Here is a 26237-nt window from a genome sequence, read left to right on the forward strand (position 1 = left end):
AATTCCTGATTTTCCCGCTTCAATTTCTTTTACAATTTGAAGCTTTAAACTCAAATTGTAATCTCGCTGTGTACGCTTGACGTACTGGGTTTCTAAATGCTCTTCCATAACGATGCTTTTTTTGTGTATCGATATTTCAGGACTAGACAAGAGTATAAAATAAAATCCCCACAATGTTTCATTGTGGGGATTTATTATTTTTTATCGAGCTTAATCAGCTGCCCTTGGTGTATTTTTATAGACCTGGAAGTTGAAGACAAAAGTCCTGTTTCTGAAAGAATACCCACTGTAATTGTAATGAGGATCTCTTGCAAAAGCAGCTCTGGACGGTACTATAATAACCCCCTGGAGATTATAAGCTTCTCCATCCGCTTTATCAAAAGCTTTATATTTCTGTAAAGCCTCATTAAAGCCTTCAATCTTATAATAGCTTTTTTGCTTTGCTATATCTGTAGTAGCGTTTTTGATTAATTTATTGTTGTTTTTGATATAGTAGAATTTCGGATCAACTACTGGAATTCCGGTTTCACTGATGGTGTTGTAATTAGTCAAAGGTGTTTTTGCTCCATATACAATACTTCCGTTGTTATCAGTGGCTACAAAAGTCAGCGCGTTCATCATGATACGTAAACTGTCTCCTTCGGTAATTGCTACTCCATTAGTAGGCTGGGCATCAGGTCTTGTAATGAAAACCGTACCTGATGGTAAAGTTTCGTTAGGAAGAGCTGATAATTTCTTTTCATTATCATCACTGGCGTCTGTTGTACTGAAAGTTCTTACATTTCCCTGTGCATCAAGGTAATTTTCATCCATAAACTTTTTAATCGCCTGATCATCATAGCTGTTTTGGACGTTAATGTCTTCAGGTTCATTAATGGTATCTACTACATCATCTTTTTTACACGCCGTAAAACATAAAGATCCTGCAAGGATATATAAAAATATTTTTTTCATTTCAAAAAAGTTTAATTACTTTACAAATAATATAACGGCAAAAGTATAAAAAATTATGAGAATAGATAAATTTTTATGGTGCATTCGTTTTTATAAGACGAGAAGTATTGCAACAGAGGAAATTAAAAAGAACAGGGTTTCAATGGGAACGTCCGCCGTAAAGTCGTCAAAAGAGGTAAAAGAAGGAGATGTTATCAAAATTCGGAAAAATCAGATTGATTATAAAATAAAGGTAGTTCAGATTCCTAAAAGCAGGATAGGAGCAAAGCTTGTCTCCCTTCACATACAGGATGTGACAGATAAGGAACAGTATGAATTGCTGAAACTTCGTAAAATGTCCCAGGATTATTACAGGAACAAAGGGGAAGGCAGACCTACTAAAAAAGACAGAAGAGAAATGGACGAATATGTGGGTAATGATATTGATGCAGACTTTACAGATTGGGATGATTTCTTTGGAGAAACAGGTGACGAAACCGAAAAAGAAGATTAAAAATAAAAAAAGCTCTAGAGATAGAGCTTTTCTATTATTTCCTTGACGATGTCTTCAGGTTCTCTGGAATCCGTACTTAAACTGTATTGTGCCTTACTGTAAAATTGATTTCTTTCAAACAGATGCTTGGCAATGAATTCCGGAAGGTCTTCATCCGTAATATTAGCAATTATTGGTCTTTTTTCTTTCTGTTTTGAAAGTCTTTCTACCAATGTTCCTACCGATGTTCTTAAAAATATACTCTTTGAGTTATGATTGATGATCTCCATATTATTATAATAAACAGGAGTCCCTCCGCCAAGGCTTAAAACCACGTTTTCTTCAGAAGCCAGAATTTCTTCCAATGCCTCTCTTTCTAGCTTTCTAAAATAGATTTCTCCTCTTTTTTCGAATATTTCAGGAATGGTTAATTTATTTCTCCTGACGATCTCTTTATCGAGGTCAATTAATTTAAAATCTATTTTTTCGCTTAATATTTTGGAAATGTGAGATTTGCCACTTCCCATGTATCCAATCAGTGAAATTATCATGAATTTTTTTTGAACAAATTTGCGAAAAAGTTTTGAGATAAAGAAAAAAGTCATATCTTTGCACCACTTAAAACAAGGGACATTACTTAAATGAAACTTGATGCATAAGTGACCGACTCGGTAGCTCAGCTGGTAGAGCAATACACTTTTAATGTATGGGTCCTGGGTTCGAATCCCAGCCGGGTCACTAGCAATAAAAATTACTTAATTTTTTGTAATTTTATTGCCTGCGTGGTGAAATTGGTAGACACGCCATCTTGAGGGGGTGGTTTCCTAAGGATGTGCTGGTTCGAGTCCAGTCGCAGGCACTGCAAAGAAAATTTAATAATTAATAGTGAAGTAATTCACTTTAATTGTGGCCGACTCGGTAGCTCAGCTGGTAGAGCAATACACTTTTAATGTATGGGTCCTGGGTTCGAATCCCAGCCGGGTCACAAGTTTACTGAAAAGTAAATTTTTTTCATATTAATATTTTGTGATTTGGTGTTTCAAAGGTCTCCTCAAGAGGCCTTTGATTTTTTTTTGTTAATAATCAATTATAAAAGAAATATGAGTGATATTAGTATCATTGATGAAGAATTAGCCTGGATGATTCTTGTTGTATTATTGTCTGCAGGAGTTTTCTTTTTAATTTTTTTATATCACGTAGTTTGTGGCTACATAAAATCCAATCGGGAGAAAATAAAATTTAAGGATACCAGATCCTATGGTTATGTTTTAGGAGGAGCTGCTGTAATGGGCTTTGAATTCCTTTGTCTATTATTTCTTGGAATAAAAAATGATAGTATTGAAAATGTAGTAGTAGGAATCTTTTCTGTGGTATTATTTTTCTCTCCCGTGATTATTTGGTTATTCGGTTCTTATTATAATACATCAAAAAAACTCTGACGTTACCATCAGAGTTTGTATTCTATAAAAGCATACATATTATATAGCTTTTTTTAATCTAAATGCATATTGTCAATTAATCTTACACCATCTACCACTACCACGATAAAGGCTCTGAAACTTCTGTCTTTATAGAAAAAATCAGTTTCTTTTAATGTGTTTTCATCGGCAATCAGGAAATATTCCAGATGCATTCCTTGCTGGTTGTCAAAAATATCTGTTACCCTTTCCTTAATTTCTGCAATGGTAACCGTTCGGAACCAGTCGTTTACTTTATTCAGGGTTTCATAAATGATTTTTGAAGCTTCTTTTCGGTCTTCGTGAAGTCTTTGGTTTCTTGAGCTTAGTGCAAGTCCGTTTTCGGCTCTATAGATGGGAACGCCTGTTATTTTAACCGGGAGATGTGTTTTTTCAACCATTTTCTTAATAATGGCTAATTGCTGGAAATCTTTTTCTCCAAAATAGGCACTGTCTGGCTGTACCTGTCTGAAAAGTTCTTCTACGACGGTTCCTACTCCGTCAAAATGTCCTGGTCGTGATTTTCCTTCCATTTCATTCTCAAGTCCATCAAAATCATAGTGCTTGCTTTCTGCTTTTTCAGGATAAATATCTGCTATTTCAGGAATATATACAGCATCTACAAGCCCTGAGTTTTCAAGGATTAAAATATCTCTGTTAATGTCCCTTGGGTACTTTTCAAGGTCTTCAGGATTGTTAAATTGAGTGGGATTTACAAAAATTGATGAAATAACAAGATCATTCTCCTTTTTTGCTTCTTCATATAGAGAAAGATGACCCTTGTGAAGGGCGCCCATAGTAGGAGCAAAGCCTATTCTTTTTCCCATTTCTTTCTGTCTTTCAATGAAATCCTGAAGGACTTTCCTATTTCTTATAACTTCCATAGTTTATTTTAATACTATTTCAAAAATACTAAAAATATCACATAATAAAGTGTGTTTTTAATAATTTGGAAAAGGTAATTTTCGTAAAAAAATGTTAATTAAAATAATGTTGGATGTTTTTTTGTAATTTTGCACATTAAAGCATTTTTACAAAAAATTAGATAGAAAGTTTATGCCGAATCAAAAAATACTGTACATTACTACAGAGATGTATCCATATCAGGAAGATACCAATATGGCTGCAGTGGTAAACAAAATGGCACTTAAGATGCACAATGAAGGCAATGATGTAAGAGTTTTTATGCCAAGATTTGGACAAATAAGTGAGAGGAAATTCCAGCTTCATGAGGTAATCCGTCTTTCAGGAATGAATATTATTATCAATGACCTGGACCAGCCCTTAATTATTAAAGTAGCGTCTCTTCCGGGGGAAAGACTTCAGGTTTACTTTATTGATAATGAAGAATACTTCAAAAGAAAGCAATACTATTTTGACGACGAAGAAAATCCTTTCGAGGATAACGACGAAAGAGCTATTTTCTTTGCAAGAGGAGTTATTGAAACCATCAAAAAGCTGAACTGGGTACCGGATGTTATCCACCTGAACGGATGGATGTCTTCTTTTGTACCTATTTACCTTAAAACGTATTACGAATCAGATACTTATTTCAAAGACGCTAAAATTGTTCTTTCTCTGTATAATGAGAAAGACGCTGCTCTGGATAAAAAGATTGATGAAAAATTGAAGTTTGATAATATTTCAGGATTAAAAGCGTTAGATAATCCAACAATTAAAAGCTTTGTTATCGAAAGTATGAACTACGTGGATGCAGTTGTAAAAGGAGATGAGTTTCTTGATGAAGACCTTGACCAGGCTTTCAATGAAACAGCTACTAAAAAGTCAGAGTATCTTGACGTAGATTCTATAAACCAACTTTATTAAAAAACACATTTTTAATGACTCATAATCTTAAAAAGACATTCGCCGTACTTTTACTGGCGATTTTCGGAAGTACCATTCTTTATAACTGTGAACCGGATGTAGATTCCCTTGGGGAACAGCTGTTTATAAAAGATCAGGTAGATGGTAATGAAACATTATATGATCTTATTGCATATAATATTGATAATCATGATTCCATCAGAAGTGATGCTTCTAAATTGATCAGTGAACAAAATGCTGCAGGAGGATTTACAACCGTTGGTGTTCTGGGAGCTTTTACCGAAAATCAGTTTGGAGGGCAAAAAGCATCTTATATTACACAATTGAGAATGCCTACCGATAACTTCGATTTTACCGGACCTAACGCAAAAGTAGACTCTGTTGTTCTGGTGATGAAAACACCATACTATATCACAGACTCAGTAAAAGCACCTGGTGCTTATGACAGAAGTGATTTCCCGGTAGGAAATGAAACGGTACCGGTTTCTATAGATAAAAAGACATATCCTGTTTTTAAATATGGTAAAATAGGGGGGCAGTATAACTCTATGACCATAAATGTACATGAGGTTACAACTTTCCTGGATGCTAACGCTAAACCTTTCACCCGTTCAAATGTAGATGTGAGCACGGGCGGATTATTAGGTTCAGCAGTATTTGACGGTAGAGTAAGTACGATAGCCGTGACTAAAAAATCTGACAATACAGCTGTATTCAATTCAACTAATGATTTTAGAATGAAATTGGATAAAGACTTCTTCCAAACCAGAATTGTAGATAAAAAAGGAATGCCTGAATTGCAAAATACAGCAAACTTTATCAGATATCTAAGAGGAATCAAGATTTCAGTAAGTGAAACGGATAAATACCTTTTCCAGTTTTCGCCTAATGATATGGAGATTGTGATGTACTATAAATATGATAAAACAGATAATGGTACAACGACTCGACCACAAACTACACTTAAATTTAATTTAGGAGGAGGTAATGTCCACATAGGTCAGTATGCTTACAATAGAACAGGATCGCAAGTTTCATCTGCATTAGCAGCAAGTAATGATACCACTGGTGATCCGAAGCTTTATGCTCAGGGAATGGGAGGGCCTTCTATAGGAGTGAAAATTCCGGAAGAGGCTATTAATAAGCTTAAAAGTTTATATGAAAAAGATAAAGCAGGAATTGTAAGTGCAAAAATCAGAATTTATGTAGATCCATTAACATGGTCTAATAAACATTCGAAATTTGGAGACAGTAGATTTTCACTCCTTCCGGTAAATAAAGATAAAGGAAAAGACGGCGAGTTTGTTTCACCAGGCTTTACTTCAGATTTAATGGCAGGATTCCCTCTTTATCTGATCAATGAAAAACCAGCATATTATGACTTTGTGATAACAAAGACCATTAAAGGTATTGTTGAAGGTCCTGCTGATAATGTAGTAGTTAATGATAAGAATGAGTATCAGTTTAAAAATAATGTATTACTTATCAATCAGGGTGCATTTGCAAGAGTTGTAAGTTCAGGAGCCTATTTTGGACCGACATTTACAACAAGAGCATTTGATATGAACAGAACGATATTGGTCGGAAGTGATAAAAGTGCGAATAGAATTCAGCTAAGAGTTACTTACGGTACAAAAAAATAAACAAAAAAATAACAACACACTAGACAAAATAAATATGTGCGGAATAGTAGGATATACAGGTTTTCAAGACGCTTACGAAATAGTAATCAATGGTCTTAGAAGATTAGAATACAGAGGATATGACAGTGCAGGAATTGTTTTAGAAAATACTGAAAAGAAATTTTCAGTAGAAAAAACAAAAGGTAAGGTTGATGATTTGGTGAATATTTCAGCAGAATTGAAAGGAACAGCCAAAATTGGGATGGGACATACACGTTGGGCGACTCACGGTGTTCCAAGTGACAGAAACTCACACCCGCATTTGTCAAATAATGGAAAAATAGCTATTGTACATAATGGTATCATTGAGAATTATGATACTATTAAAAAAATGCTTACTGAGAAAGGGTATACTTTCCAATCAGAAACAGATACTGAAGTATTGGTGAACCTTATTCAGTATTTCATGGAACTGAATCCTGAGATTGATTTCCCAACAGCGGTGAGATATGCATTGAATGAAGTATATGGAGCCTATGCAATTACTGTACTTCATGAAGATTATCCTGGAGTATTGGTAGTGGGAAGATTAGGTTCGCCTTTAGCAATAGGAATCGGAGAAAATGAATACTTTATTGCTTCAGATGCTTCTCCTTTTGTAGAATTTACAAAAGAAGCAATTTATCTGGAAGAAGGACATATGGCTATCATTTCTCTTGAAAAAGGAGTAGATATTAGAACAATCAATGAAAACTCTAAGATCGAGCCGGAAATCCAAAAGCTTAAACTGAGCCTGGAGCAAATTGAAAAAGGAGGTTACGAGCATTTTATGCTTAAAGAAATCTTTGAACAGCCAAAGTCTATCCATGATACAATGAGAGGGAGACTTCTTGTAGATGAAGGAGTTATTAAAATGGCTGGAATCTGGGATCATGTTGAAAGATTCAAAAATGCCAACAGGATTATTATTATAGCTTGTGGTACATCTTGGCATGCAGGACTTATCGGAGAATATCTTATTGAAGAATATGCAAGAATTCCTGTTGAAGTAGAATATGCTTCAGAATTCAGATATAGAAATCCTATTATCACTGATAAGGATGTGGTTATAGCAATTTCTCAGTCTGGAGAAACAGCAGATACAATGGCTGCTTTAAAGCTGGCAAAAGAAAAAGGTGCATTTATATATGGTATATGTAATGTGGTAGATTCGTCTATTGCTAGAATTACAGATGCAGGTTCTTATACCCATGCAGGTCCTGAGATTGGGGTAGCTTCTACCAAAGCATTTACTGCTCAGCTTACCATTCTTACACTGATTGCATTTAAATTAGGTAAACATAACGGAAACTTGGGGAATGCTGAATTTATGAGCTTAATTGCTGAATTAGATGCTATTCCTAAGAGAATTGAAGAAGTTTTAAATGCTACCCATGAGCAGGTTCAGGAAATTGCAAAAGATTTCGTGGAAACTACTAATTTCCTATACTTAGGAAGAGGGTACAACTATCCTGCGGCCTTAGAAGGAGCCTTAAAATTAAAAGAAATTTCTTATATCCATGCAGAAGGATACCCGGCAGCAGAAATGAAGCATGGCCCTATTGCGTTGATCGATGAAAACATGCCAATTGTTATTATAGCACCTAAAAAAGGTCATTATGATAAAATTGTAAGTAATGTTCAGGAAATTAAGGCAAGAAAAGGAAAAATTATCGCTGTAGTCAACAAAGGAGATCGTCAGGTAAGTGAGATGTCAGATTATGTGATCGAAATTCCTGAAACTTCAGAATGTTTCTCTCCAATCGTTGCATCAGTGCCCCTACAGTTGCTTGCTTATTATATTGCAGTTTATAGAGGTGCAAACGTTGATCAACCGAGAAACTTAGCAAAATCTGTTACTGTTGAATAAAAAGTTGTTGTAAATAAAATAAATTTAGATTTCTTCCGTTATTTCAAAAAAAATCTTAAAAGTTTCTTAAAAAAATTATATATTTACGGCTTAATTATAAAAATTAACATGAAAAGGATATTTCTTTTATTATTGTCTGCATCGGTAGCATCGGTATCTTGTTCAGGTGGTGGCAGCTCTTCTGTAGGGAAGCCTGGAACAAAAGGAGAATTGATACCAAGAGAAAAAACGAAATCATTTGTTGCGGAAAGACCATACGGAATGGTCGCAATTCCTGCAGGTTCATTTGTTGCTGGTCTGGCAGATCAGGATCCAACACATACACCTGAAAAAACAGCATTGAAAACCGTTACTGTTTCATCTTTCTTCATGGATGAAGCAGAAACTACCAACTCAGAATACAGGGTATTTATCAATTATGTAAGAGATTCTATTGCGAGAACTTTACTTGCTGAAGCTGCCGGAGAAGGTGGTGATGAAGGCGGACGTAAAGGGGCAAGCATAGGAGATTACGCATACCTTGCTAAAAAAGAAGAAAATTTAACACCTTATCAGGAATATATGGAAGGCCAGGGAGGCCGTGAAGATGGAACCTATGATGCAAGCAAAAGATTAGATTGGAAAATTCCATTACATTGGAGTACTTCAAAATATCCGGATGTAGAATATGCAGAGGTTTTAGAAGCATTGTACTTGCCTGCATCTTCCAGAATTGGAAACGAAAGAATTTTAGATGTAAGTAAGCTTAAATATACTTACCGTTGGGGAGATATGGACGCTGCAATTGCAGATAACGAAAGAGGAGTTAATTACCTTAAAAGTGAAAGTATCGCGATTTATCCGGATACTACAGTTTGGGTAAAAGATTTCCACTTTGCTTACAATGAGCCATTATTTGAACAATATTTCTGGCACAAAGCTTACAAAAACTACCCGGTAGTTGGAGTAACATGGGATCAGGCAAGAGCTTATTGTAGCTTCAGATCTAAATTGAAAACTGATTACAACGAAAGTTTAAAAAGAAAAAAACAAAGACCATTGCAGTTCCGTCTTCCAACAGAAATTGAATGGGAATATGCTGCAAGAGGTGGTATGCAAAATGCCACTTACCCTTGGGGAGGTCCATATTTAATGGATGACAGAGGTTGCTACTTAGCGAACTTTAAGCCTAAGAGAGGTAATTACATGGAAGACGAGAAAAAAGGGACTTATACATATACAGCTCCAGTTAAGAAATTTAAGAAAAATGGATTTGGGTTGTTTGATATGGCTGGAAACGTTTCTGAATGGACAGTATCTGCATATAACAATTCTTCATATGGATTCTCTTCTACATTAAATCCTTCTACAAAAGATAAAAAGGATACTAAAAAATCTGTAAGAGGTGGATCTTGGAAAGATATAGGATATGCATTGATGACGGGAGCAAGAGATTGGGAAAGAAAGGATTCTGCTAGAAGCTATATCGGATTCAGAACTGTTCAGGATATTCCTGAAGCAGCTGTGAAACCAAGAAGAGTTAACAGATAACAAGACAATTATTTTTCAAAACAATTTTATTTAACATAAAAAAACTAACTCAATATGTTTAAGACTAAAGATGCTTGGATGAATTTCTTTTATTCATTCGGTGCTGCAATTGTAATTCTTGGAGCTTGGCTTAAAATTACTCACATTACCTTGGGACCCATTAATGGTAATATAGCTCTTACAGTAGGGCTTATTACAGAGGCAATTATCTTTATCATTTTTGCATTCGACCCTCCAAAATCTGAAGAGTCTTATGCATGGGAAAATGTTTATCCTGAACTATTAGATAAACATGCTAACCCAAACCCTTTACATTCTAATGTTTCTTCTAGAAATAACAATGCTGCAGCTCAATTTGCTGAATTGGAAAATTCTCTTTCTAAGAAATTAGATAAAATGCTTGAGGATGCTAAATTGGATGTTCAGTTATTTGACAGATTAAGAACAGGAATTGATAAATTTTCAAATTCTGTAGATCAAATTAACCAAACTGTAGATGTATCAGCTTCTACGCATAAATATAATGATCAGTTGAATAAAGCTGCTCAGCATATGGAAAGCATGAATGCTCTTTATACTATGCAACTTGAGAATGGTAAAAAACAATCTGAGTACGCAAACAAATATGTTGCTGATATGCAGAAATCTGCAGAGCAATCTGAAAAATTCAACCAAGAGCTACAAGGTTTAACCTCTAATCTGAATAATTTAAATAGAGTTTATGGTGGTATGTTAACTGCTATGAAGTCTTAATTCCTAAACCATTTCTAAATAACTATTTAATCTAAAAAAAGAAACAGAGAATGGCACAAGGAAAACAGACCCCTCGTCAGAAGATGATCAACCTGATGTATCTGGTGTTCATCGCGATGATGGCCCTAAACATTGATGCAGAAATCATCAGATCATATTACGACTCTACCAGAGCATTAAATGAAACCAGAACTTTAACAGAAAGAAAGAACGAGAAAATCTTTGAAAAGACGCTTGAAGCTAAAGCTCAGCAAGTTCCAGATACTTACGAACAGCCTTGGGCACAGTACAAAGTATTGAAAACTAAGATTGATGCGTTGGTGAAATCTTCTCAGGATATCAAAGATCTTCTGAAAAAGCAATCTGAGTTTCATGATAAAGATAAAGACGGAAAAGATGTTGATGTAAGTGAGAACTTTGCAGCACTTAATAATAACGAAGCAACTACAGAATATTTCTTTAAGGAAGGAGATGAAAATACACCTTCAAAGAATGCATTAGACTTAAAAGCTAAAATTGATGATGTAAGAAACTACATTAATGCTACTTTTGGGAACAATGCTCAGCTTAAAGATTTAGTAGAGAGAGCTAATAAATCTCTTATTGCAGAATATCCTAAAGGAAAATCTCCAAATGATAAGACCTGGTTTCAGAATAAATTCTATCACCAGCCTTTAATTGCAGCTATTTCCAATTTAGAGATTATCCAAAATGATGCCAGAAATGTTCAGTCTGATGCATTGGCGTTATTACTTCAGGAGAAAGTAGATGCAAGCATTAAATTTACAAGTTATGAAGCTATTGTTGCAGGTCCGGTGGATATCCAGGCTGGTAAGCAGGCTGAAGTAAAAGTAATGTTGGGTAACTATTCTAACAGTAATAAAATCAGTATCTCAGGTGTAAGCAAACTGGAGAATGGAAAAGGTATTATTCCTATCTCTGGCGCTGGTATTGGTGAACATAAATTAGGAGGTGTAATTACATTAACGGATGCTACAGGTAAAGCTCAAAACTACCCTTGGACGCATACTTACAACGTAATTGCAGGACCAAGAGAAGTAAAACTTGAAAAAGGATTATTACTTTCTGCTGACAAAATGAATGTAATGTATAGAGGACTTGAGAACCCTGTTTCAGGATCAATCTTAGGGGCAGACAATGCTAAACTTTCATTATCGGCTCCGGGTGCATCTGTGAAAAGTACAGGTCCTGGTAAATGGAATGTAAAACCTGGTGCTGGTACTACAGTTAAGTTGACATTGTCAGGTCTTGACCCTTATGGTAAATCAGTATCTCAGGTATTTGAATATAGAATCAAGAATGTACCGCCACCACAGGGGCAAATGAGAGGACAGAATATATTGTCTATGCCGGCAACTTCTATCCCGAACCAAACTGTACAGGCAACTATTCCTGACTTTGACTTCCCAGTATCATTCACTGTAACTCAGTTTATGGTAAGAGTACCTGGAAAAGCAGCATTGCTGATCCATGGAAATTCTTTAGGTGAAGCAGCTGGATTAGTTAGAAACTTAAGATCAGGAGATGTATTTTCAATATTTGATATTAAAGCAACAGCTCAAGGTTTAGAAGGGCAACAGATTAAAAACATTACTCCTATATTAATTAATGTTCAATAGGACTAAAATTGTAATTTATTATGAAAAAATATATTAGCACCCTTTTAGTATTAGTTTCGGGATTTGCTTTGTCCCAGACTATTCTGAACGCTTCTTCTCCAGAAGAGTTTAGAAAGATGAGAGAGGAGAATAAACAGAAAGTCGGTGATACAATTATTGATAAAACAGTAAAACCTCTTGAATATGGTTTTGTAGAAGATAAAGATATTCTTAAGAGTATGTTTGTTTGGGAAATCATTGATATGAACGATAAGATCAATCAGCCGTTCTATTATGATAATCCGGATGGATTGCTTTCTACACCTACAAGATCTTTATATAAATTGTTGCTTGATGCCGCTTTAAGTGGTAAAATTGAGCAGGTTTACAACGACGAAAATTTTGTAGATAAACTTACTCCGGAAGCCATTAAGAAAAGATTGGTTAATGTGAAAATCAGTGATGCAGCGATCGATATCCTGAACTCTGGAAGACAGTTAACTGAGCAGGAGAAAAAAGAATATACCGATATTATTGAAACGACTACTGATAAAGTAAAAGTTCTTAAAATTATGGGTATGTGGTTCATCGATAAGAGAGACGGACAGATGAAATACAGACCTCTTGGTATTGCAGCTATGGGTCCTGACCCGGCAGTACAGGGAGTAATAGGTCCTGATGGTAAGCCGCTTGCGAGCAATGACGAGCTTATCGATCTATTCTGGATCTTCTATCCTAATGCAAGAGATATCTTAGCAAACAATTATGTTTTCAACAGAAAAAACTCTTCAGCTGATTTATCTTTTGATGATATTATCAATGCGAGAAGGTTCTCTTCTGTAATCTACAAATCTTCAGCTGGTTTAGGAGATGGTACTATTAAGGACTATATCCCTAGAGATGCTGATGATCAGCTAGATGAAAGTGACAGAATCAAGACGCAGATCCTTGAAATGGAAAATGATATGTGGAATTACTAAATTTCACTTGATATTTATAGAAAACCTGAGTACTTTTACTCAGGTTTTTTTATTATGAGAAATGTAGATTATATTATAGTGGGGGATGGATATGCAGGACTTTTCTTCGCTCACCAGCTAATTAAAAATAATAAGTCCTTTGTAATATTCTCGGAAGGAAGGAAAAGTGCTTCTCAAATCTCAGCCGGTATCATTAATCCTGTTGTTCTTAAGAAGTTTACGACCTTCTGGAAAGCTCAGGAACAGATTGATTTCCTTAAAAATACGCTGGAGGAAATAGAATCATATACAGGAGAAAATTATTTGGTAGAAAAATCTATCCATAGAATTTTTCATGATGAAAATGAACAGAAACTATGGCTGAAGAAATCAGAAAATGAAGACTTATCAGGTTTTCTTACTAAAAATTTTGAGTCTTTAAATGGGGTAAAAAACGATTTTCTCAGCGGAAAGGTGTCTCAGTCAGCCAGACTGAATGTTAATGGATTTTTTGCGGGTTTATTTAAATATTTTGAAAAAAATGACCTTTTGGTAAAAGAAAAATTTGAGTATGAGAAACTGAATCCTTCTGAATCTTCTTATCGGGATTTTACTTTTAAAAATATTGTTTTCTGTGAAGGAATGGGGGTGAAGGAAAATCCTTATTTTTCAGAAGTTGCTGTCATTCCAAATAAAGGACATCACATTAAAGTAAAACTTTCCGAAGCTGTGCCGGATATCACCATCAAAAAGAAACATTTTTTATTTCCTGTTGGAAACGGGCTGCATTTCTATGGTGGAACATATGATAGAGAACAGCTGCATCATCATATAGATGAATCTGCGGTAAAACAGTTGGTAAATGGTCTCTCAGAATTTTATTCCCATGATTTCGAAGTGGAAGAAGTTCATTTTGGTTTCCGCCCGACAGTAAAGGACAGAAGACCTATCATTGGCAGACATGAGTCATTAAAAAACTTATATGTCTTTAATGGTATGGGGGCAAGGGGAATTCTGAATGGATGTTATTTTTCAAAAAACCTTTATGATTTTATCGAGAATGATATTCCTCTTCATGAAGAAGTTTCTGCAGATAGGTTCAAATAATCAGAATTTTTCTTGATCCTGACATTCTTTAATTCTTATCAACAGAAAAAACAGAACCATGAATGAAAATATACTAGGAATTATTGCAGGGATTTTAACCTCTGTTTCAATGATTCCTCAGCTTATAAAAGTGATCAAGGAAAAGAATGTGGAAGATATTTCTCTTCTTATGCTTCTTGTTCTTATTTCTGGACTTTCTCTCTGGGTGTGGTATGGTTTTATAAAGGATGAATTGCCCATTATTATTTCCAATTCATTTGCAGTTTTGGTCAATATAAGTCTTTTAATCTGTTATATAATATACAACAAGAAAGGATAAAAAAAGACGCTCTGCAATTGCAAAGCGTCTTTATATTTCTATTGTGATTTCAATACTTACTGAAGTACAAATTTAGCTAAAGGAGCCATTCTTGCTTTGTTTAAAGTCAAAGTATTCCCGTTTACAGAATAATTATCTGCAGAAAGTAAAGCCTTTGTAAATTGATTTTCAATATCAAGATCTTCACATGCCATCATAGTAGACATTCCCTGATTGAATTTAATTCTCATAATATCAGGCTTTATTTCAAAAGTACCTCCAAGACCGTTGCATCCTGCATGTCCTTCATATCTCATACCATTGGTGTCAAGCTTAAAATGAGGATTATTCTTAGGATTTTTTAATTGAATGGGTTGTCCGTTAAGCTCAACAAGTTTCCATGTTTTTCCTGTAATATCTGTAGACTTCTGTACTGCAGGAGTTTTACAGGCAACAAGAAATACAGCAAGAAAAAGAGCTGATAGGTAGTAATACAAGTTTTTCATAAAGTTTAATTTAAATGTATGTTTAACTCTTTAGCTAATATGATGCCATTTTAGCCGGGCCAGATTCTTTTTTATCCTTTTTAAGATGAAAGAGAACCATGTCTACATTTTTCTTCAAAAAAGTAATATTGCCTTTAATTTCAGAATACTGATACTCTTCATTTGAAGCGGTATATTCTGGCAATGCTTCACTTTTTTTAAGGTCATATGTTTTGCCATTCAAATGTACTGTTGCTGTATTTTTAGTACTGTTTATGGTAACTTCTATTTTTTCTCCATAGCTATCTACATAAACATTTTTAGAAATATCATCCTTGTTTTCCGGTGCAGCAGTTAGAATGTCGGCTTCCTTACCGGGGTGTTTACACGCTGTTGAGGAAAGAATTGTCAAACCCAAAAGGATTGATGGTAATAAATTTTTCATAGTGATAAGTGATTTTAAAGTGTTTCATGAATTGTGGTGTTAATACTATATAAATTTACAACTATTTTTATTAAAAATATGTTAGTTTATGTAAAATTAACACTATGTTTTAATCGGATGTGTTTCTATGTTTATTAGAAACAGATCTTTTGAAACAGAATAATAGGGATGAGGGATTTAAGTTTTAGTTTGTAAAAGCAGAGAAGTATATTCTGCTCATTCTAAATGAGATAAAGTATAAATTTTTCATTTTGTATTTGTTGTTTTAATTTTCGGCAAAAATAATTCAAAAAGAAGAGAATAACAATAGGATTTTGTAAATAATTGGAAATCATGATAAAAGTTAGTTTTTTATAATAGATTCTCCTTATCAAAACGTACGTCATCAGGCAATGACAGCTTATTCATCAATAAAAAAGAAGAACTGAATTTTTCAGTCCTTCTTTGGGTGATATGAAGCAGATGAAGTTGATTAAGGAGCTTTAACCTGATCTATAGTGAAAAATGCTTTTGTTGTGTTGCATATGCCGCCAGGACATGTTGTTGCATTTCCTGCACTGGCTGGAGTAGAGGAACCCATCATAAAGTACATTTTGTAGAAAACTTTATCATTACCATCAGTGGTAGTCCATGAATATAGTCTTTGTTCCGGAACGCCACTGGCATATACACCAGGATCTCCCCAGTATGGATTGGTGAGGGCTGTTTGTATTCTTGCTCCGGTTGTTGCATCAATTAGTGCCTGTGAAGTAGTTGCATTATCACCAGCCCATGCTGCAGATGGTAATCTCAGTTGGTTTTGCTGGTATCCTCCCGCCCCGGACCATAAATAATGCCCGTTTGAAATGATATCTACTGTTGGAATATCATTATTTCTGATCTGTAAATTAACATCAGCAAATAGACTTCCTGAAGGAATAAAGCAACGTACAGAAAATCTGCCATCAGGTGTTGTTACAACAATGGCGTAGCCGGCTCTGCCATTATCTGTGGTGGCTGTCAGGGGTCCCATTACAGCTTTAGTTTCTACAGTGGCATTAACACCGCTGTTATCTGTTGTAGAGTCTAATTTTTGCCATTGTATGCCATCCCAAAAGTAATACCCTGTTTTTAAGGGAGTTGAAGAAGTATTGTAAACCAATAGTCCCGTAGCATTAGGATTGGCACTAAGCTGCATATTGGCAGAGGTGAGGACCACTCTGGGCGGTAAAATCCCTTTGTTGGGGGAATTCACTTCCAGCATAGCGGAAGGATCGGGAGTAATGGTTCCGATTCCTGTACTGCCACTGGAAGTTACAATTACGTCATTGGCCTGTTGAGTGGAGGAGGGAGCACCTGTGGCGGGATTGTCTTTTGCTCCGTCTACATGAAATGTGTTTTGGGGGTTGGAGGTGTGTATACCTACCTGTGCGTGAAGGATTGAAACAAAAACTAATCCCAGTAAAGATAAATTCTTTCTCATAAGTAAAATATTTTGGTTGTTGTGTGTAGGTTTGTTAAAATACAAGTCAAAAATTGGGAAGCTTATTTTCGCGGTATTATAAAAACTATTGGCTTTTAAAGGAAAAGCACAGCCAGGTAAATATAAATTTGGAAAAATGATTGTACCTGGTGATGTGAAGACGGAAAAGGAATTTACTAAAGAGCAGAGCACCTTATAACCCTCAGAAAAATTAGGGTGAAAATTCTCTTTTGGATAATTTAAAATATAAACTAAATTTATCATATTTAGTTGTTTATTTTTTATAAATATACAATTTATTATAAATTAATTGATAATATAATTTACTTATTATGTGTAATTTTCTATTTTAAGTTCATGTTTGTATAAATCAAGTATAGGTGAATAAGGTGAACTATAAAAGGGATAAAAAGGCTGTAGATCTATTAAAATTGCATATGGGATTGAAAAAAGGATCTGAAGTGTAGTTTTATACATTAAGAGGAGTGAATACATAAAATGTCCAAAAAAACTATCAGAAATTTATAATTTATAAAATAAAGAATAGCTTGTCATTTTTCTTTCAGACAAGCAGGAAAGTAAAAAAAATACTATGTAATTTCTACATTCAGGTAATTTAAAGAATCGTTAAATTTTGTTAATCTACTATGATTATATCATAATCTAAATGTACATTTGCGACTTCAAAATGAGAAACTTTATAGTATATTTTTTAACAAGCCTTTTTCTGCTCTTTATAGTGGAAAGTAAGCTTAACGTTAAAACACTGCGAAATGACTATTCAGGTCATGTTTCTCATCACATTCCTAAAAGAGCTAACCGTCTGAACCAGACATACGAAAAACTATCAGTTCAGCAGAAGGCAGACAATGTAGACAATTCCACCTTAGAACTTATCGAAAATGATTTTCAGTTGTCTGATGTATTTCAGGCTATTGTTGTTTTTACCGGTATCTTCAGTTTGGTCTATATTTTCGGATTAAAAAGTTATAAACAGTTTAAACCGCACATTCACGGTTTTGTTTTTGGTGTTTCTGCCAAAAAATTTCTTTTCATCCGTTCCATTAGAATTTAGAAATTCCTTTTTCCGTTTATTTTCTGCCTGATGTCAGGTGGAGAGTTTTCTTGCGTTGTGACCTTCCGGTAATCATCACATCGTAGCATTCCCGATTACCATTCTTATTTCTATTAAAACATTAACGATTTATATAAACTCTAGAATTATGATAAAAAGAGTTGCCCCAGGCATTGCTTTAAGCATTCTGCTACTGGCTGTTGGCTGTACCAAGAAAAAAGAGGAAAAAGAAGAAGCCTCTATTTATCCGGTAACGTCCCCGGTAGTCCAGGATACTGTAATTAATAAAGAATATGTTGCTCAGATCCAGTCAGTGAAGAACATTGAAATCCGGGCACAGGAAAAAGGTTTCCTTGAAAAGATTTTCGTAGACGAAGGACAGTATGTACAGGCCGGACAGACTTTATTCCGGATTATGCCTAAACTGTATCAGGCAGAGCTGCTAAAGGCACAGGCAGAAGTAGAACAGGCGTCTATTGAATTGAAAAATGCTAGTACACTGGCCAATAACAATATTGTGTCCAAAAACGAAAAGGCGATGGCAAAAGCTAAATTGGATGCTGCCAATGCAGAAATGAAGTTAGCACAAATCCATCTGTCATTTACAGATATCAAAGCTCCGTTTTCCGGGGTGATCAACAGAATCCCTCTAAAACTTGGAAGTTTGGTAGATGAGGGAGATCTTCTTACTTCATTATCAGATAATACCAATATTTATACTTACTTCAATGTTTCAGAACCTGAATATTTAAGCTACCAGACTCATGTGGCAGATCGTGGCAGCAATGAAGTGGCATTGATTACTGCTAATGGTGAAACCTATACCCATAAAGGAGAAATTCAGACTATCGAAGGAGAGTTTGATAATGAAACCGGAAATATTGCTTTCCGTGCAAAGTTTCCGAATCCGGAAAAACTGCTGAGAAATGGGGAAACCGGTAAAGTTCAAATGGTAATGCCGGTTCACAATGCACTGATCATTCCTCAAAAAGCAACGTACGAGATTCAGGATCAGAAATATGTATTTGTCATTGATAAAAACGGAACCGCAAAATCCCGAAACATTAAAATTGCTTATGAACTTCCGGATCTCTATGTTGTAGCTTCCGGGCTGTCAAAAGGAGATCAGATTCTTCTGGAAGGAGTTCAGAAAGTGAAAGACGACCAAAAGATAAAAACAAAATTCCAGGATCCTAAAAAGGTTCTTCAATCATTGAAATTAAAAGCAGAGTAGTCTACTCTAAAATGAAGAAGTATGTTTAAGAAATTCATTCGCAGACCTGTTCTGTCTATTGTAATCTCATTGATTATAGTATTTTTAGGGATTCTGTCCTTAGTGAAACTTCCTGTGACGCAGTTTCCATCCATTTCTCCACCTAAAGTTAATATTACGGCAGAGTATCCGGGAGCCAACAACGAGCTACTGATCAAATCCGTAGTGATTCCGTTGGAAAGAGGATTGAATGGTGTTCCCGGTATGAAATACATGACCTCGGATGCCGGAAATGATGGGGAAGCCTCTATTCAGATTGTATTTGATCTGGGTACAGACCCCAATGTTGCTGCCGTAAATGTACAAAACAGGGTATCTTCGGTAGTGAACAAATTACCTCCGCTGGTAGTACGTGAAGGGGTGAAAATTACCCGCGAAGAGCCCAATATGTTGATGTATATTAACCTCTACAGTGATGATCCCAAAGCTGACCAGAAATTCCTTTTCAACTATGCAGATATCAATGTAATGTCTGAATTGAGAAGGGTAAGTGGAGTAGGTTTTGCTGATATCCTTGGAACCCGTGAATATGCAATGCGTATCTGGCTTAAACCGGATAGGCTTACAGCATATAATATTTCGGCTGATGAAGTGATGGAATCACTGAATGAGCAGAGTTTGGAGGCTTCTCCCGGAAAAACAGGAGAAAGTTCAGGAAAACGTTCTCAGTCTTTTGAATATGTTTTAAAATATCCGGGACGTTTTAATAATGAAAAAGATTACGGAAATATTATTCTAAAGGCGAAACCTGATGGAGAATCCGTAAGGTTAAAAGATGTCGCGGATATAGAGTTTGGAAGTTCCATGTATGATATTTATTCTACGTTAAATGGAAAACCTTCTGCAGCAATTACGGTAAAGCAGTCCTATGGATCCAATGCTAGTGACGTTATCAAAAATGTAAAAGCATTGATGAAGGATCTTGAAAAAAATAACTTTCCAAAAGGAATGCACTATGATATCAGCTATGATGTTTCCAGATTCCTGGATGCTTCTATGGAAAAAGTGATACATACCCTGTTTGAGGCATTTATATTGGTGGCTATTGTTGTATTTCTTTTCCTTGGAGACTGGCGTTCAACGCTTATTCCTGCACTGGCAGTTCCTGTTTCACTGGTAGGTACATTTGCTGTAATGTCTGCATTTGGAATTACCCTGAATATGATCTCACTCTTTGCCCTGGTAATGGCAATCGGGGTCGTAGTGGATGATGCGATTGTAGTGATTGAAGCCGTCCATGCCAAGATGGAAGAAAAACACCTTTCTCCTTTAAAAGCAACTGAAGAGGCGATGCATGAGATCAGTGGTGCTATTATCGCTATAACATTGGTAATGGCATCCGTATTCATCCCGATTGCATTTATGTCCGGACCTGTTGGGGTATTTTATCGCCAGTTCTCTATTACAATGGCATCGTCTATTATTTTATCCGGAATTGTAGCGCTTACGCTGACTCCTGCATTATGTGCTTTAATTCTGAGAAATAACCACGGAAAAGCTAAAAAGAAAACTCCGATTTCCATATTCCTGGATAAATTCAATAATATTTTTACGAAAGGAGCCGGAAAATATGAGAAAATGCTTAATAAAACGGTTACGAAAAAAACAATTACGTTACCATTATTACTGGCTTTTTGTGCTTGTACTTATTTTCTCAGCAACTCCCTTCCTTCAGGATTTATTCCCGCGGAAGATCAGGGGATGATTTATGCAATTATCCAGACTCCACCAGGATCTACATTGGAAAGAACGAATCAGATTGCAAAGGAACTTTTAAGAGAATCTGAAGATATTGACGGGGTACAGTCTGTTTCTTCACTGGCAGGATATGAAATTCTGACCGAAGGAACGGGATCTAACTCGGGAACTTGTCTGATCAACCTTAAAAGCTGGGAAGAACGTAAAGAATCAGCCTCAGAAATTATTGAAAAACTTGAAGAAAAGGCTAAGAATATTCCTGGAGCCAATATTGAATTCTTCCAGCCACCTTCAGTTCCGGGTTATGGTGCTGCAGGAGGTTTTGAACTCCGTTTGCTGGATAAAGCAGGAAGTGGAGATTATCATAAAATGGAACAGGTAAGTAATGATTTTGTAAAAGAGCTTAAAAAGCGTCCGGAACTCGGTTCGGCATTTACGTTTTATTCTGCAAGTTTCCCTCAATATATGCTTAGAATAGATAATGACCTTGCGGAACAGAAAGGGGTGACCATTGAAAAGGCAATGGACAACTTATCAACCCTTATCGGTTCCAACTATGAGACGAGTTTTATCCGTTTTGACAGACCTTACAAGGTAATTGTACAGGCAGGACCCCAGTATCGTGCGCTGCCAACAGATCTGTTGAAATTATATGTTAAAAATGATAAAGACCAGATGGTGCCATATTCAGATTTTATGAGACTTGAAAAAGTGTATGGATTATCTGAAATTACAAGACATAATATGTATAACTCGGCGGAAGTAAGTGGAACTCCGGCTCCCGGATACAGTAGTGGGCAGGCCATTAAAGCCATTCAGGAAGTTGCGGATAAAACACTTCCAAGAGGTTTTGGTATAGACTGGGCAGGGATTTCTAAAGATGAAGTAAGCCGTGGAAATGAAGCTGTATTTATCTTTCTTGTGTGTTTAGGATTCGTTTACCTGATCCTTTCTGCACAGTATGAAAGTTTCATTCTTCCGTTACCGGTGATTCTATCTCTTCCGGTAGGTATTTTTGGAGCATTCTTATGCTTGAAGCTTTTAGGGCTGGAAAACAATATCTATGCACAGGTTGCCATGGTAATGCTTATTGGGCTTCTGGGTAAAAATGCGGTACTGATTGTAGAATTTGCGGTACAGAAGAAAGCTGAAGAAGGTATTCCTGTAGCAAAAGCAGCGATTGAAGGTGCTGCAATCCGTTTCCGTCCTATCCTGATGACCTCATTTGCATTCGTTGCCGGGTTAATTCCGTTGGTAATTGCAACCGGACCTGGTGCAGTGGGTAACCGAACGATTGGTACTGCGGCCGCAGGAGGAATGTTGATAGGAACCATTTTCGGATTAATGATTATTCCGGGGTTATATTATATTTTCGGAACGATTGCGGATAAATCGAGATTGGCACGATATGAAGAGGAAAATCCTTTAACAGAACAAACTGAACCTTATGAACATGATGGAAAATTTGAAGACTAAAAATATAATCACAACCATTGCTTTATCTCTTGTTCTGGCAAGCTGTAAAGCTCCGATGGCGACAGTCATAAAAGATGAGGTTAAAGAGAATATACCTCAAAATTTTAACCAGGAAGAACAGCAGGATGCTAATAATAACAGCGGAACAACACCGTGGAGACAATTCTTTACTGATCCCAATCTTGTAAATCTTATTGAAATCTCTCTAAAGAACAATCAGGAACTTCTGATCACGCTTCAGGAGATTGAAATTGCCAAGAGTGGTGTGTTAGCTAAAAAAGGAAAACTGAGCCCAACTGTTTCTGCCGGGATAGGTGCCGGGCTGAAAAAAGCCGGGCGCTATACCAGTGAAGGGGCAGGGGATGCCACAACAGAAATAGAACCGGGAAGAGAAATGCCGGATCCACTGGGGAATTTTGAAGGAGGATTAATGGCGAATTGGGAGATTGATATCTGGAAAAAGCTCAGAACCGAGAAAGAATCAGCTGTTGCTCACTACCTTTCTACAGTAGAGGGGAAAAATTTTGTGTTGTCTAATCTGATTGAAGAGGTAGCTGACAGTTATTATGAGTTGCTGGCTCTTGATAATCAGTTGGATATCATACAGCAGTACATTAAGCTTCAGCAAAAAGCTTTGGAAATTTCTAAAATCCAGAAGGAAGCTGCAGCGACAACAGAATTGGCGGTGAAGAAGTTTGAAGCCGAACTGGCCAAGTCAAAAGCTGCAGAATATACGATCCGTCAGCAAATTACTGAAAAGGAAAACGGTATCAATGCTTTGCTAGGAAGATATCCACAGCCGATTGTAAGGACAAAAGAAAGTTTTATGTCTACAATTCCGCAGACGGTTTATACAGGAATTCCATCACAGTTGCTTTCCAACCGTCCGGATATAAAACGTGCAGAACTTGAATTGAAATCTTCAAAATTAGATGTGGAGGCAGCAAGAAAAGAGTTTTATCCTTCATTGGAAATATCTGCAACCCTGGGATTGGAGGCTTTTAAACCATCTTATTTGGTTAAAATGCCGGAATCTATCGCCTATAATCTTGTTGGAGAGATGGCTGGACCACTGATCAACAAAAGTGCTATCAAAGCCAATTTCCAAACAGCTGATGCGAGACAGGTTCAGGCGCTGTATGAGTATGATAAAACGATTTTGAATGCGTATCTGGATGTTGCCAATATGATGTCCAGGATTAAGAATATAGACCAGTATTATCAATTAAAATCCCAGGAAACCAAAGCATTGGATCAATCCATAGATATTGCCAACCAATTGTTCCGAAATTCCAGAGCAGATTATCTTGAAGTTCTGTTGAACCAAAGAGATGCACTGGATGCAAAAATGGAACTTATTGAAGCCAAGCAAAAACAGCTGAGTACAGTAGTAGATATCTATAAAAGTTTAGGTGGAGGCTGGAAATAAAAAACATCATAATTCAGTAAACAGTTAATGTTTGGGGCCAATTCTTTTTGGGATTGGCCCTTTTTGTGTTTTGATGTGATCATTTTATAGGTATTTTAACCATGTATTATCCAGAGTACATTGAAAATTTATGGCCTAAATGATAGATTCCGGTACTTTTATCTCTACTTTCAATCATTAAAATAAATAAGATTCAAAACCTAGTTTATAAAATCTTATTCTCTTGTAAATCAGTAGAAAAGAAGATGCGTTTTTTTAAGTTTTTTAAGTTTTTGGGTCTTCTTTTTTAAGTTTTCAACCCTCCGGAGGCCCCTTGTTTTGATATTATATCAGGATAATAACTAATTTAGCTTCAGCGTTAGAGCAGATGGTAAAACCCATAAGGGAAATAGAGCCATTTTAAAATAAGGGACACAGTTTACATTAACAACATATTAATCATTTTTTAATTCATTATCCGTAGCGATTATATCGCTTTCCAATTCTTTATTGGAATTAAGCTTTTTCAAGAAAAATGAAGGGGAAACCCCGAATTTTTCTTGAAATTTTTTTGAAAAGCTTTGCGAATTACTGAATCCTGCCTTACTTGCAATATCCTGTATAGAGTATCTTCTACTCTTTTTACTTCCCCGCCAAAGATTCATGACATAATTAAGCCTTAAATCATTGAGATAGGTTTTGAAATTTTGCTTTTTATAATGGTTGATAATTTTAGAAAGATAGGCGGTATTGGTTCCACACTGTAGTGAAAGGCTTTCCAGATTTACTTTTTTCTTTAAAAAGTCTTTATTCTTTTCAAACAGATCAAGTTCTTTAAGAACATTTTCTACAAGTTTTGGATTGATATCAATATCATCAATATCATCCAGGATATCCGGTTCTGTATCAGAATCGGAATCAATATCATAAGCGTCTATAAATTCTGCTGTCACAGGATCTTCGTCAAGAAGTTCTTCATCTAAATCTTCACTACTCTTGATACTGATAAATTCTTTGTACAGTTTCTGGTATTTATTCCTTTTCTTAATTCCTTTATAGATAATGGATATAAGGAAAATAATAAGTCCAATTCCGATGGCAATACTGATCTTATATATGATCTTGCCCTTTTTTATCTTGTTTTCTAATATTGTTTTGGTTTCGATTAGTTTTTTATTATCAAACTCTTTGTGCATGGTGGAAAACAGGAGTTTGTAATCCTTTTCGTATTTAGCATCAATTGATAATAGTTTCTTTACGTATTCCAGCTCTTTGTCCTTATCACCGGTTTTCTCATAATACTTGATCAACATTTCAAACGCAGAACGGAATTTCGGGTCTATTTTCCCCGTTTTATCGTAGGCATCATCAATCTGCTGTAAAAAAGTATACGCCTGCTTAGTATTACCCTGTTCCCAATAGCTGAGGGCAAGGTAAAGTTTATCCGTTAAATGCTGAAATTGGTCTGTGTATAGCTTTTCTGCAGAAGTTATTTTTCTGATGGCTTCACTATAATTCTTATTGTAATATTCATCAACTCCTTCTGCTGCCAGAAAATAAGGGTAATATCCTGATTGGTTGGTGTTTTTAATAAAATCCATTCCTTCTTTTACTAAGGCGCTGTTATTGTCTCTTTTCAGATACCAATTGGTTTCAATAAGAGCAAGCTGTCCATATGTAAAATATAAGTGGGATTCTTCAGTATTTATTGATTTGAGATTCTTTAAGGCAGGTTTTAAGAGATTGTAGGCTCCATCATAATCTCCCATATACAATTTAACCCTTGCCAGAAAAGTAATTGATTTGTTGATGGCCAGCTGATTATTGGTTTTTGAAAGCATACTATATGCATTGATATAGTTATCCAGCGCTTCAGGATAATTTTCTATGCTTTCACCATTCATCCCCAACCACATATAAGCTTCTCCAATCAGCTTATCGTCTTTCAGCTCTTTTGCGGTTATTAAAAGACTATCTAAGTAGTTCTTCTGATTTTTCGCCCCCATCAATGCCGCATTTTCATAGGCATCATAAAGTTTCTTAAATTCCTTATTTTTTTTAGAATTCTTTATTTGAAGTGAAATTTTTTTCCATTTTTCTTCGTCACTGAGCGAATCTTTCGCTTTTTCCATTTTTTGTCCTCTTATTAATGAAGAACAAAAAATGCTCAGTATTAAGCATAATTGAAAAAGTGGTAGAAAATATATTTTTTTCATTCTAGAAAATTACAAAAATCACAAAAAAAACTCTAACAAAAATAGTGATTAATCTTTTAAAAATACAAAAAAGTAAAACATTGATATTTAGTTACTTATAATAATTGTGTGGTTGATTTTTTTATGATTTAATATATTTTTTTTAAGAAATGACACTTGTTGATAATTAAATTTGTAGTTTCGGCTACTAGG

22 protein-coding genes and 3 tRNA genes are annotated in these 26237 nt (G+C 35.5%); 18 read left to right on the forward strand and 7 right to left on the reverse strand.

Going from position 1 to position 26237, the window contains the following annotated elements; all coding sequences use genetic code 11:
• Positions 1–210: 210 nt before the first annotated feature.
• Positions 211–954: a hypothetical protein gene (locus DRF57_RS19095; protein WP_115920281.1), complete on the reverse strand. Its 744-nt coding sequence runs from the start codon at positions 952–954 to the stop codon at positions 211–213.
• A gap of 55 nt (positions 955–1009) precedes the next feature.
• On the opposite strand from DRF57_RS19095, the gene DRF57_RS19100 reads away from it, so the two are divergent.
• Complete coding sequence (locus DRF57_RS19100) at positions 1010–1447, forward strand: RNA-binding S4 domain-containing protein (protein ID WP_115920283.1); 438 nt, start codon at positions 1010–1012, stop codon at positions 1445–1447.
• 14 nt (positions 1448–1461) lie between these two features.
• Here DRF57_RS19100 and DRF57_RS19105 read toward each other — a convergent pair whose 3' ends face one another.
• A complete protein-coding gene (locus DRF57_RS19105) occupies positions 1462–1977 on the reverse strand; it encodes a shikimate kinase (RefSeq protein ID WP_047489542.1) in 516 nt (171 codons plus the stop codon).
• Positions 1978–2091: 114 nt separating this feature from the next.
• On the opposite strand from DRF57_RS19105, the gene DRF57_RS19110 reads away from it, so the two are divergent.
• The 4 genes from DRF57_RS19110 to DRF57_RS19125 all read left to right on the forward strand — a co-directional run bounded on the left by DRF57_RS19110 (position 2092) and on the right by DRF57_RS19125 (position 2865).
• Positions 2092–2164 (forward strand) — tRNA-Lys (locus DRF57_RS19110).
• A 38-nt stretch (positions 2165–2202) separates the two neighbouring features.
• A tRNA-Leu gene (locus DRF57_RS19115) sits at positions 2203–2285 on the forward strand.
• 53 nt (positions 2286–2338) lie between these two features.
• Positions 2339–2411, forward strand: a tRNA-Lys gene (locus DRF57_RS19120).
• A 115-nt stretch (positions 2412–2526) separates the two neighbouring features.
• On the forward strand, positions 2527–2865 hold the full coding sequence (locus tag DRF57_RS19125; RefSeq protein ID WP_047489252.1) for a hypothetical protein: 339 nt from the start codon (positions 2527–2529) through the stop codon (positions 2863–2865).
• Positions 2866–2918: 53 nt separating this feature from the next.
• Here DRF57_RS19125 and panC read toward each other — a convergent pair whose 3' ends face one another.
• Complete coding sequence (gene panC, locus DRF57_RS19130; protein WP_047489249.1) at positions 2919–3767, reverse strand: pantoate--beta-alanine ligase; 849 nt, start codon at positions 3765–3767, stop codon at positions 2919–2921.
• Positions 3768–3939: 172 nt separating this feature from the next.
• Between panC and DRF57_RS19135 the strand changes: the two genes are divergently transcribed.
• The 9 genes from DRF57_RS19135 to DRF57_RS19175 all read left to right on the forward strand — a co-directional run bounded on the left by DRF57_RS19135 (position 3940) and on the right by DRF57_RS19175 (position 14528).
• The gene (locus DRF57_RS19135) at positions 3940–4710 is read left to right on the forward strand and encodes a glycogen/starch synthase (protein WP_047489246.1); all 771 of its coding nucleotides are present in this window, start codon (positions 3940–3942) and stop codon (positions 4708–4710) included.
• 14 nt (positions 4711–4724) lie between these two features.
• Positions 4725–6353, forward strand: a complete 1629-nt coding sequence (locus DRF57_RS19140) for a DUF4270 family protein (RefSeq protein ID WP_115920285.1) — start codon at positions 4725–4727, stop codon at positions 6351–6353.
• Between the two features lie 34 nt (positions 6354–6387).
• Complete coding sequence (gene glmS / locus DRF57_RS19145; RefSeq protein ID WP_047489243.1) at positions 6388–8241, forward strand: glutamine--fructose-6-phosphate transaminase (isomerizing); 1854 nt, start codon at positions 6388–6390, stop codon at positions 8239–8241.
• A 108-nt stretch (positions 8242–8349) separates the two neighbouring features.
• Entirely contained in the window at positions 8350–9771 is a 1422-nt protein-coding gene (gene porK / locus DRF57_RS19150; RefSeq protein WP_047489237.1) for a T9SS ring complex lipoprotein PorK/GldK, read from the forward strand.
• A 54-nt stretch (positions 9772–9825) separates the two neighbouring features.
• A complete protein-coding gene (gene porL / locus DRF57_RS19155; protein WP_047489234.1) occupies positions 9826–10524 on the forward strand; it encodes a type IX secretion system motor protein PorL/GldL in 699 nt (232 codons plus the stop codon).
• Between the two features lie 50 nt (positions 10525–10574).
• On the forward strand, positions 10575–12164 hold the full coding sequence (gene porM / locus DRF57_RS19160) for a type IX secretion system motor protein PorM/GldM (protein ID WP_115920289.1): 1590 nt from the start codon (positions 10575–10577) through the stop codon (positions 12162–12164).
• Positions 12165–12184: 20 nt separating this feature from the next.
• Positions 12185–13123, forward strand: coding sequence for a type IX secretion system ring subunit PorN/GldN (gene porN, locus DRF57_RS19165; protein WP_047489230.1), 939 nt, complete (start codon positions 12185–12187; stop codon positions 13121–13123).
• A gap of 54 nt (positions 13124–13177) precedes the next feature.
• Positions 13178–14209, forward strand: coding sequence for an NAD(P)/FAD-dependent oxidoreductase (locus DRF57_RS19170; RefSeq protein ID WP_115920291.1), 1032 nt, complete (start codon positions 13178–13180; stop codon positions 14207–14209).
• A 58-nt stretch (positions 14210–14267) separates the two neighbouring features.
• Entirely contained in the window at positions 14268–14528 is a 261-nt protein-coding gene (locus DRF57_RS19175; RefSeq protein ID WP_115920293.1) for a SemiSWEET transporter, read from the forward strand.
• Between the two features lie 56 nt (positions 14529–14584).
• On the opposite strand, the gene DRF57_RS19180 is transcribed toward DRF57_RS19175, so the two are convergent.
• The 3 genes from DRF57_RS19180 to DRF57_RS19190 form a co-directional block, all read right to left on the reverse strand.
• Positions 14585–15013, reverse strand: a complete 429-nt coding sequence (locus DRF57_RS19180; RefSeq protein WP_047489226.1) for an META domain-containing protein — start codon at positions 15011–15013, stop codon at positions 14585–14587.
• 34 nt (positions 15014–15047) lie between these two features.
• Complete coding sequence (locus DRF57_RS19185; RefSeq protein WP_047489223.1) at positions 15048–15437, reverse strand: hypothetical protein; 390 nt, start codon at positions 15435–15437, stop codon at positions 15048–15050.
• A gap of 472 nt (positions 15438–15909) precedes the next feature.
• Positions 15910–16899, reverse strand: a complete 990-nt coding sequence (locus DRF57_RS19190) for a hypothetical protein (protein ID WP_123863355.1) — start codon at positions 16897–16899, stop codon at positions 15910–15912.
• A 688-nt stretch (positions 16900–17587) separates the two neighbouring features.
• Here DRF57_RS19190 and DRF57_RS19195 point away from each other — a divergent pair.
• From DRF57_RS19195 to DRF57_RS19210, 4 genes are all read left to right on the forward strand, one after another.
• A complete protein-coding gene (locus DRF57_RS19195) occupies positions 17588–17974 on the forward strand; it encodes a hypothetical protein (protein WP_047489220.1) in 387 nt (128 codons plus the stop codon).
• A 151-nt stretch (positions 17975–18125) separates the two neighbouring features.
• On the forward strand, positions 18126–19208 hold the full coding sequence (locus tag DRF57_RS19200; protein ID WP_047489532.1) for an efflux RND transporter periplasmic adaptor subunit: 1083 nt from the start codon (positions 18126–18128) through the stop codon (positions 19206–19208).
• A 21-nt stretch (positions 19209–19229) separates the two neighbouring features.
• Positions 19230–22421 (forward strand): efflux RND transporter permease subunit, encoded by a 3192-nt coding sequence (locus DRF57_RS19205; RefSeq protein WP_115920297.1) that lies wholly within the window; start codon positions 19230–19232, stop codon positions 22419–22421.
• On the forward strand, positions 22393–23850 hold the full coding sequence (locus DRF57_RS19210; protein ID WP_047489214.1) for a TolC family protein: 1458 nt from the start codon (positions 22393–22395) through the stop codon (positions 23848–23850). The genes DRF57_RS19205 and DRF57_RS19210 overlap by 29 nt, the downstream gene beginning before the upstream one ends.
• Before the next feature lie 434 nt (positions 23851–24284).
• Here the strand turns inward: DRF57_RS19210 and DRF57_RS19215 are convergent, their stop codons facing one another.
• Entirely contained in the window at positions 24285–25961 is a 1677-nt protein-coding gene (locus DRF57_RS19215) for a helix-turn-helix domain-containing protein (protein ID WP_157969921.1), read from the reverse strand.
• Positions 25962–26237 lie beyond the last annotated feature (276 nt).

Origin of the sequence: Chryseobacterium rhizosphaerae (genome assembly GCF_003385455.1) — a bacterium.
In the GTDB taxonomy this organism is placed as follows: Bacteria; Bacteroidota; Bacteroidia; order Flavobacteriales; family Weeksellaceae; genus Chryseobacterium; species Chryseobacterium rhizosphaerae.

What these genes read in the sequence shown, in the direction of transcription:
- DRF57_RS19095 (WP_115920281.1), bottom strand. Translation starts at nt 954, where the DNA reads ATGAAAAAAATATTTTTATATATCCTTGCAGGATCTTTATGTTTTACG.
- DRF57_RS19100 (WP_115920283.1), top strand. Translation starts at nt 1,010, where the DNA reads ATGAGAATAGATAAATTTTTATGGTGCATTCGTTTTTATAAGACGAGA.
- DRF57_RS19105 (WP_047489542.1), bottom strand. Translation starts at nt 1,977, where the DNA reads ATGATAATTTCACTGATTGGATACATGGGAAGTGGCAAATCTCACATT.
- DRF57_RS19125 (WP_047489252.1), top strand. Translation starts at nt 2,527, where the DNA reads ATGAGTGATATTAGTATCATTGATGAAGAATTAGCCTGGATGATTCTT.
- panC (WP_047489249.1), bottom strand. Translation starts at nt 3,767, where the DNA reads ATGGAAGTTATAAGAAATAGGAAAGTCCTTCAGGATTTCATTGAAAGA.
- DRF57_RS19135 (WP_047489246.1), top strand. Translation starts at nt 3,940, where the DNA reads ATGCCGAATCAAAAAATACTGTACATTACTACAGAGATGTATCCATAT.
- DRF57_RS19140 (WP_115920285.1), top strand. Translation starts at nt 4,725, where the DNA reads ATGACTCATAATCTTAAAAAGACATTCGCCGTACTTTTACTGGCGATT.
- glmS (WP_047489243.1), top strand. Translation starts at nt 6,388, where the DNA reads ATGTGCGGAATAGTAGGATATACAGGTTTTCAAGACGCTTACGAAATA.
- porK (WP_047489237.1), top strand. Translation starts at nt 8,350, where the DNA reads ATGAAAAGGATATTTCTTTTATTATTGTCTGCATCGGTAGCATCGGTA.
- porL (WP_047489234.1), top strand. Translation starts at nt 9,826, where the DNA reads ATGTTTAAGACTAAAGATGCTTGGATGAATTTCTTTTATTCATTCGGT.
- porM (WP_115920289.1), top strand. Translation starts at nt 10,575, where the DNA reads ATGGCACAAGGAAAACAGACCCCTCGTCAGAAGATGATCAACCTGATG.
- porN (WP_047489230.1), top strand. Translation starts at nt 12,185, where the DNA reads ATGAAAAAATATATTAGCACCCTTTTAGTATTAGTTTCGGGATTTGCT.
- DRF57_RS19170 (WP_115920291.1), top strand. Translation starts at nt 13,178, where the DNA reads ATGAGAAATGTAGATTATATTATAGTGGGGGATGGATATGCAGGACTT.
- DRF57_RS19175 (WP_115920293.1), top strand. Translation starts at nt 14,268, where the DNA reads ATGAATGAAAATATACTAGGAATTATTGCAGGGATTTTAACCTCTGTT.
- DRF57_RS19180 (WP_047489226.1), bottom strand. Translation starts at nt 15,013, where the DNA reads ATGAAAAACTTGTATTACTACCTATCAGCTCTTTTTCTTGCTGTATTT.
- DRF57_RS19185 (WP_047489223.1), bottom strand. Translation starts at nt 15,437, where the DNA reads ATGAAAAATTTATTACCATCAATCCTTTTGGGTTTGACAATTCTTTCC.
- DRF57_RS19190 (WP_123863355.1), bottom strand. Translation starts at nt 16,899, where the DNA reads ATGAGAAAGAATTTATCTTTACTGGGATTAGTTTTTGTTTCAATCCTT.
- DRF57_RS19195 (WP_047489220.1), top strand. Translation starts at nt 17,588, where the DNA reads ATGAGAAACTTTATAGTATATTTTTTAACAAGCCTTTTTCTGCTCTTT.
- DRF57_RS19205 (WP_115920297.1), top strand. Translation starts at nt 19,230, where the DNA reads ATGTTTAAGAAATTCATTCGCAGACCTGTTCTGTCTATTGTAATCTCA.
- DRF57_RS19210 (WP_047489214.1), top strand. Translation starts at nt 22,393, where the DNA reads ATGAACATGATGGAAAATTTGAAGACTAAAAATATAATCACAACCATT.
- DRF57_RS19215 (WP_157969921.1), bottom strand. Translation starts at nt 25,961, where the DNA reads ATGGAAAAAGCGAAAGATTCGCTCAGTGACGAAGAAAAATGGAAAAAA.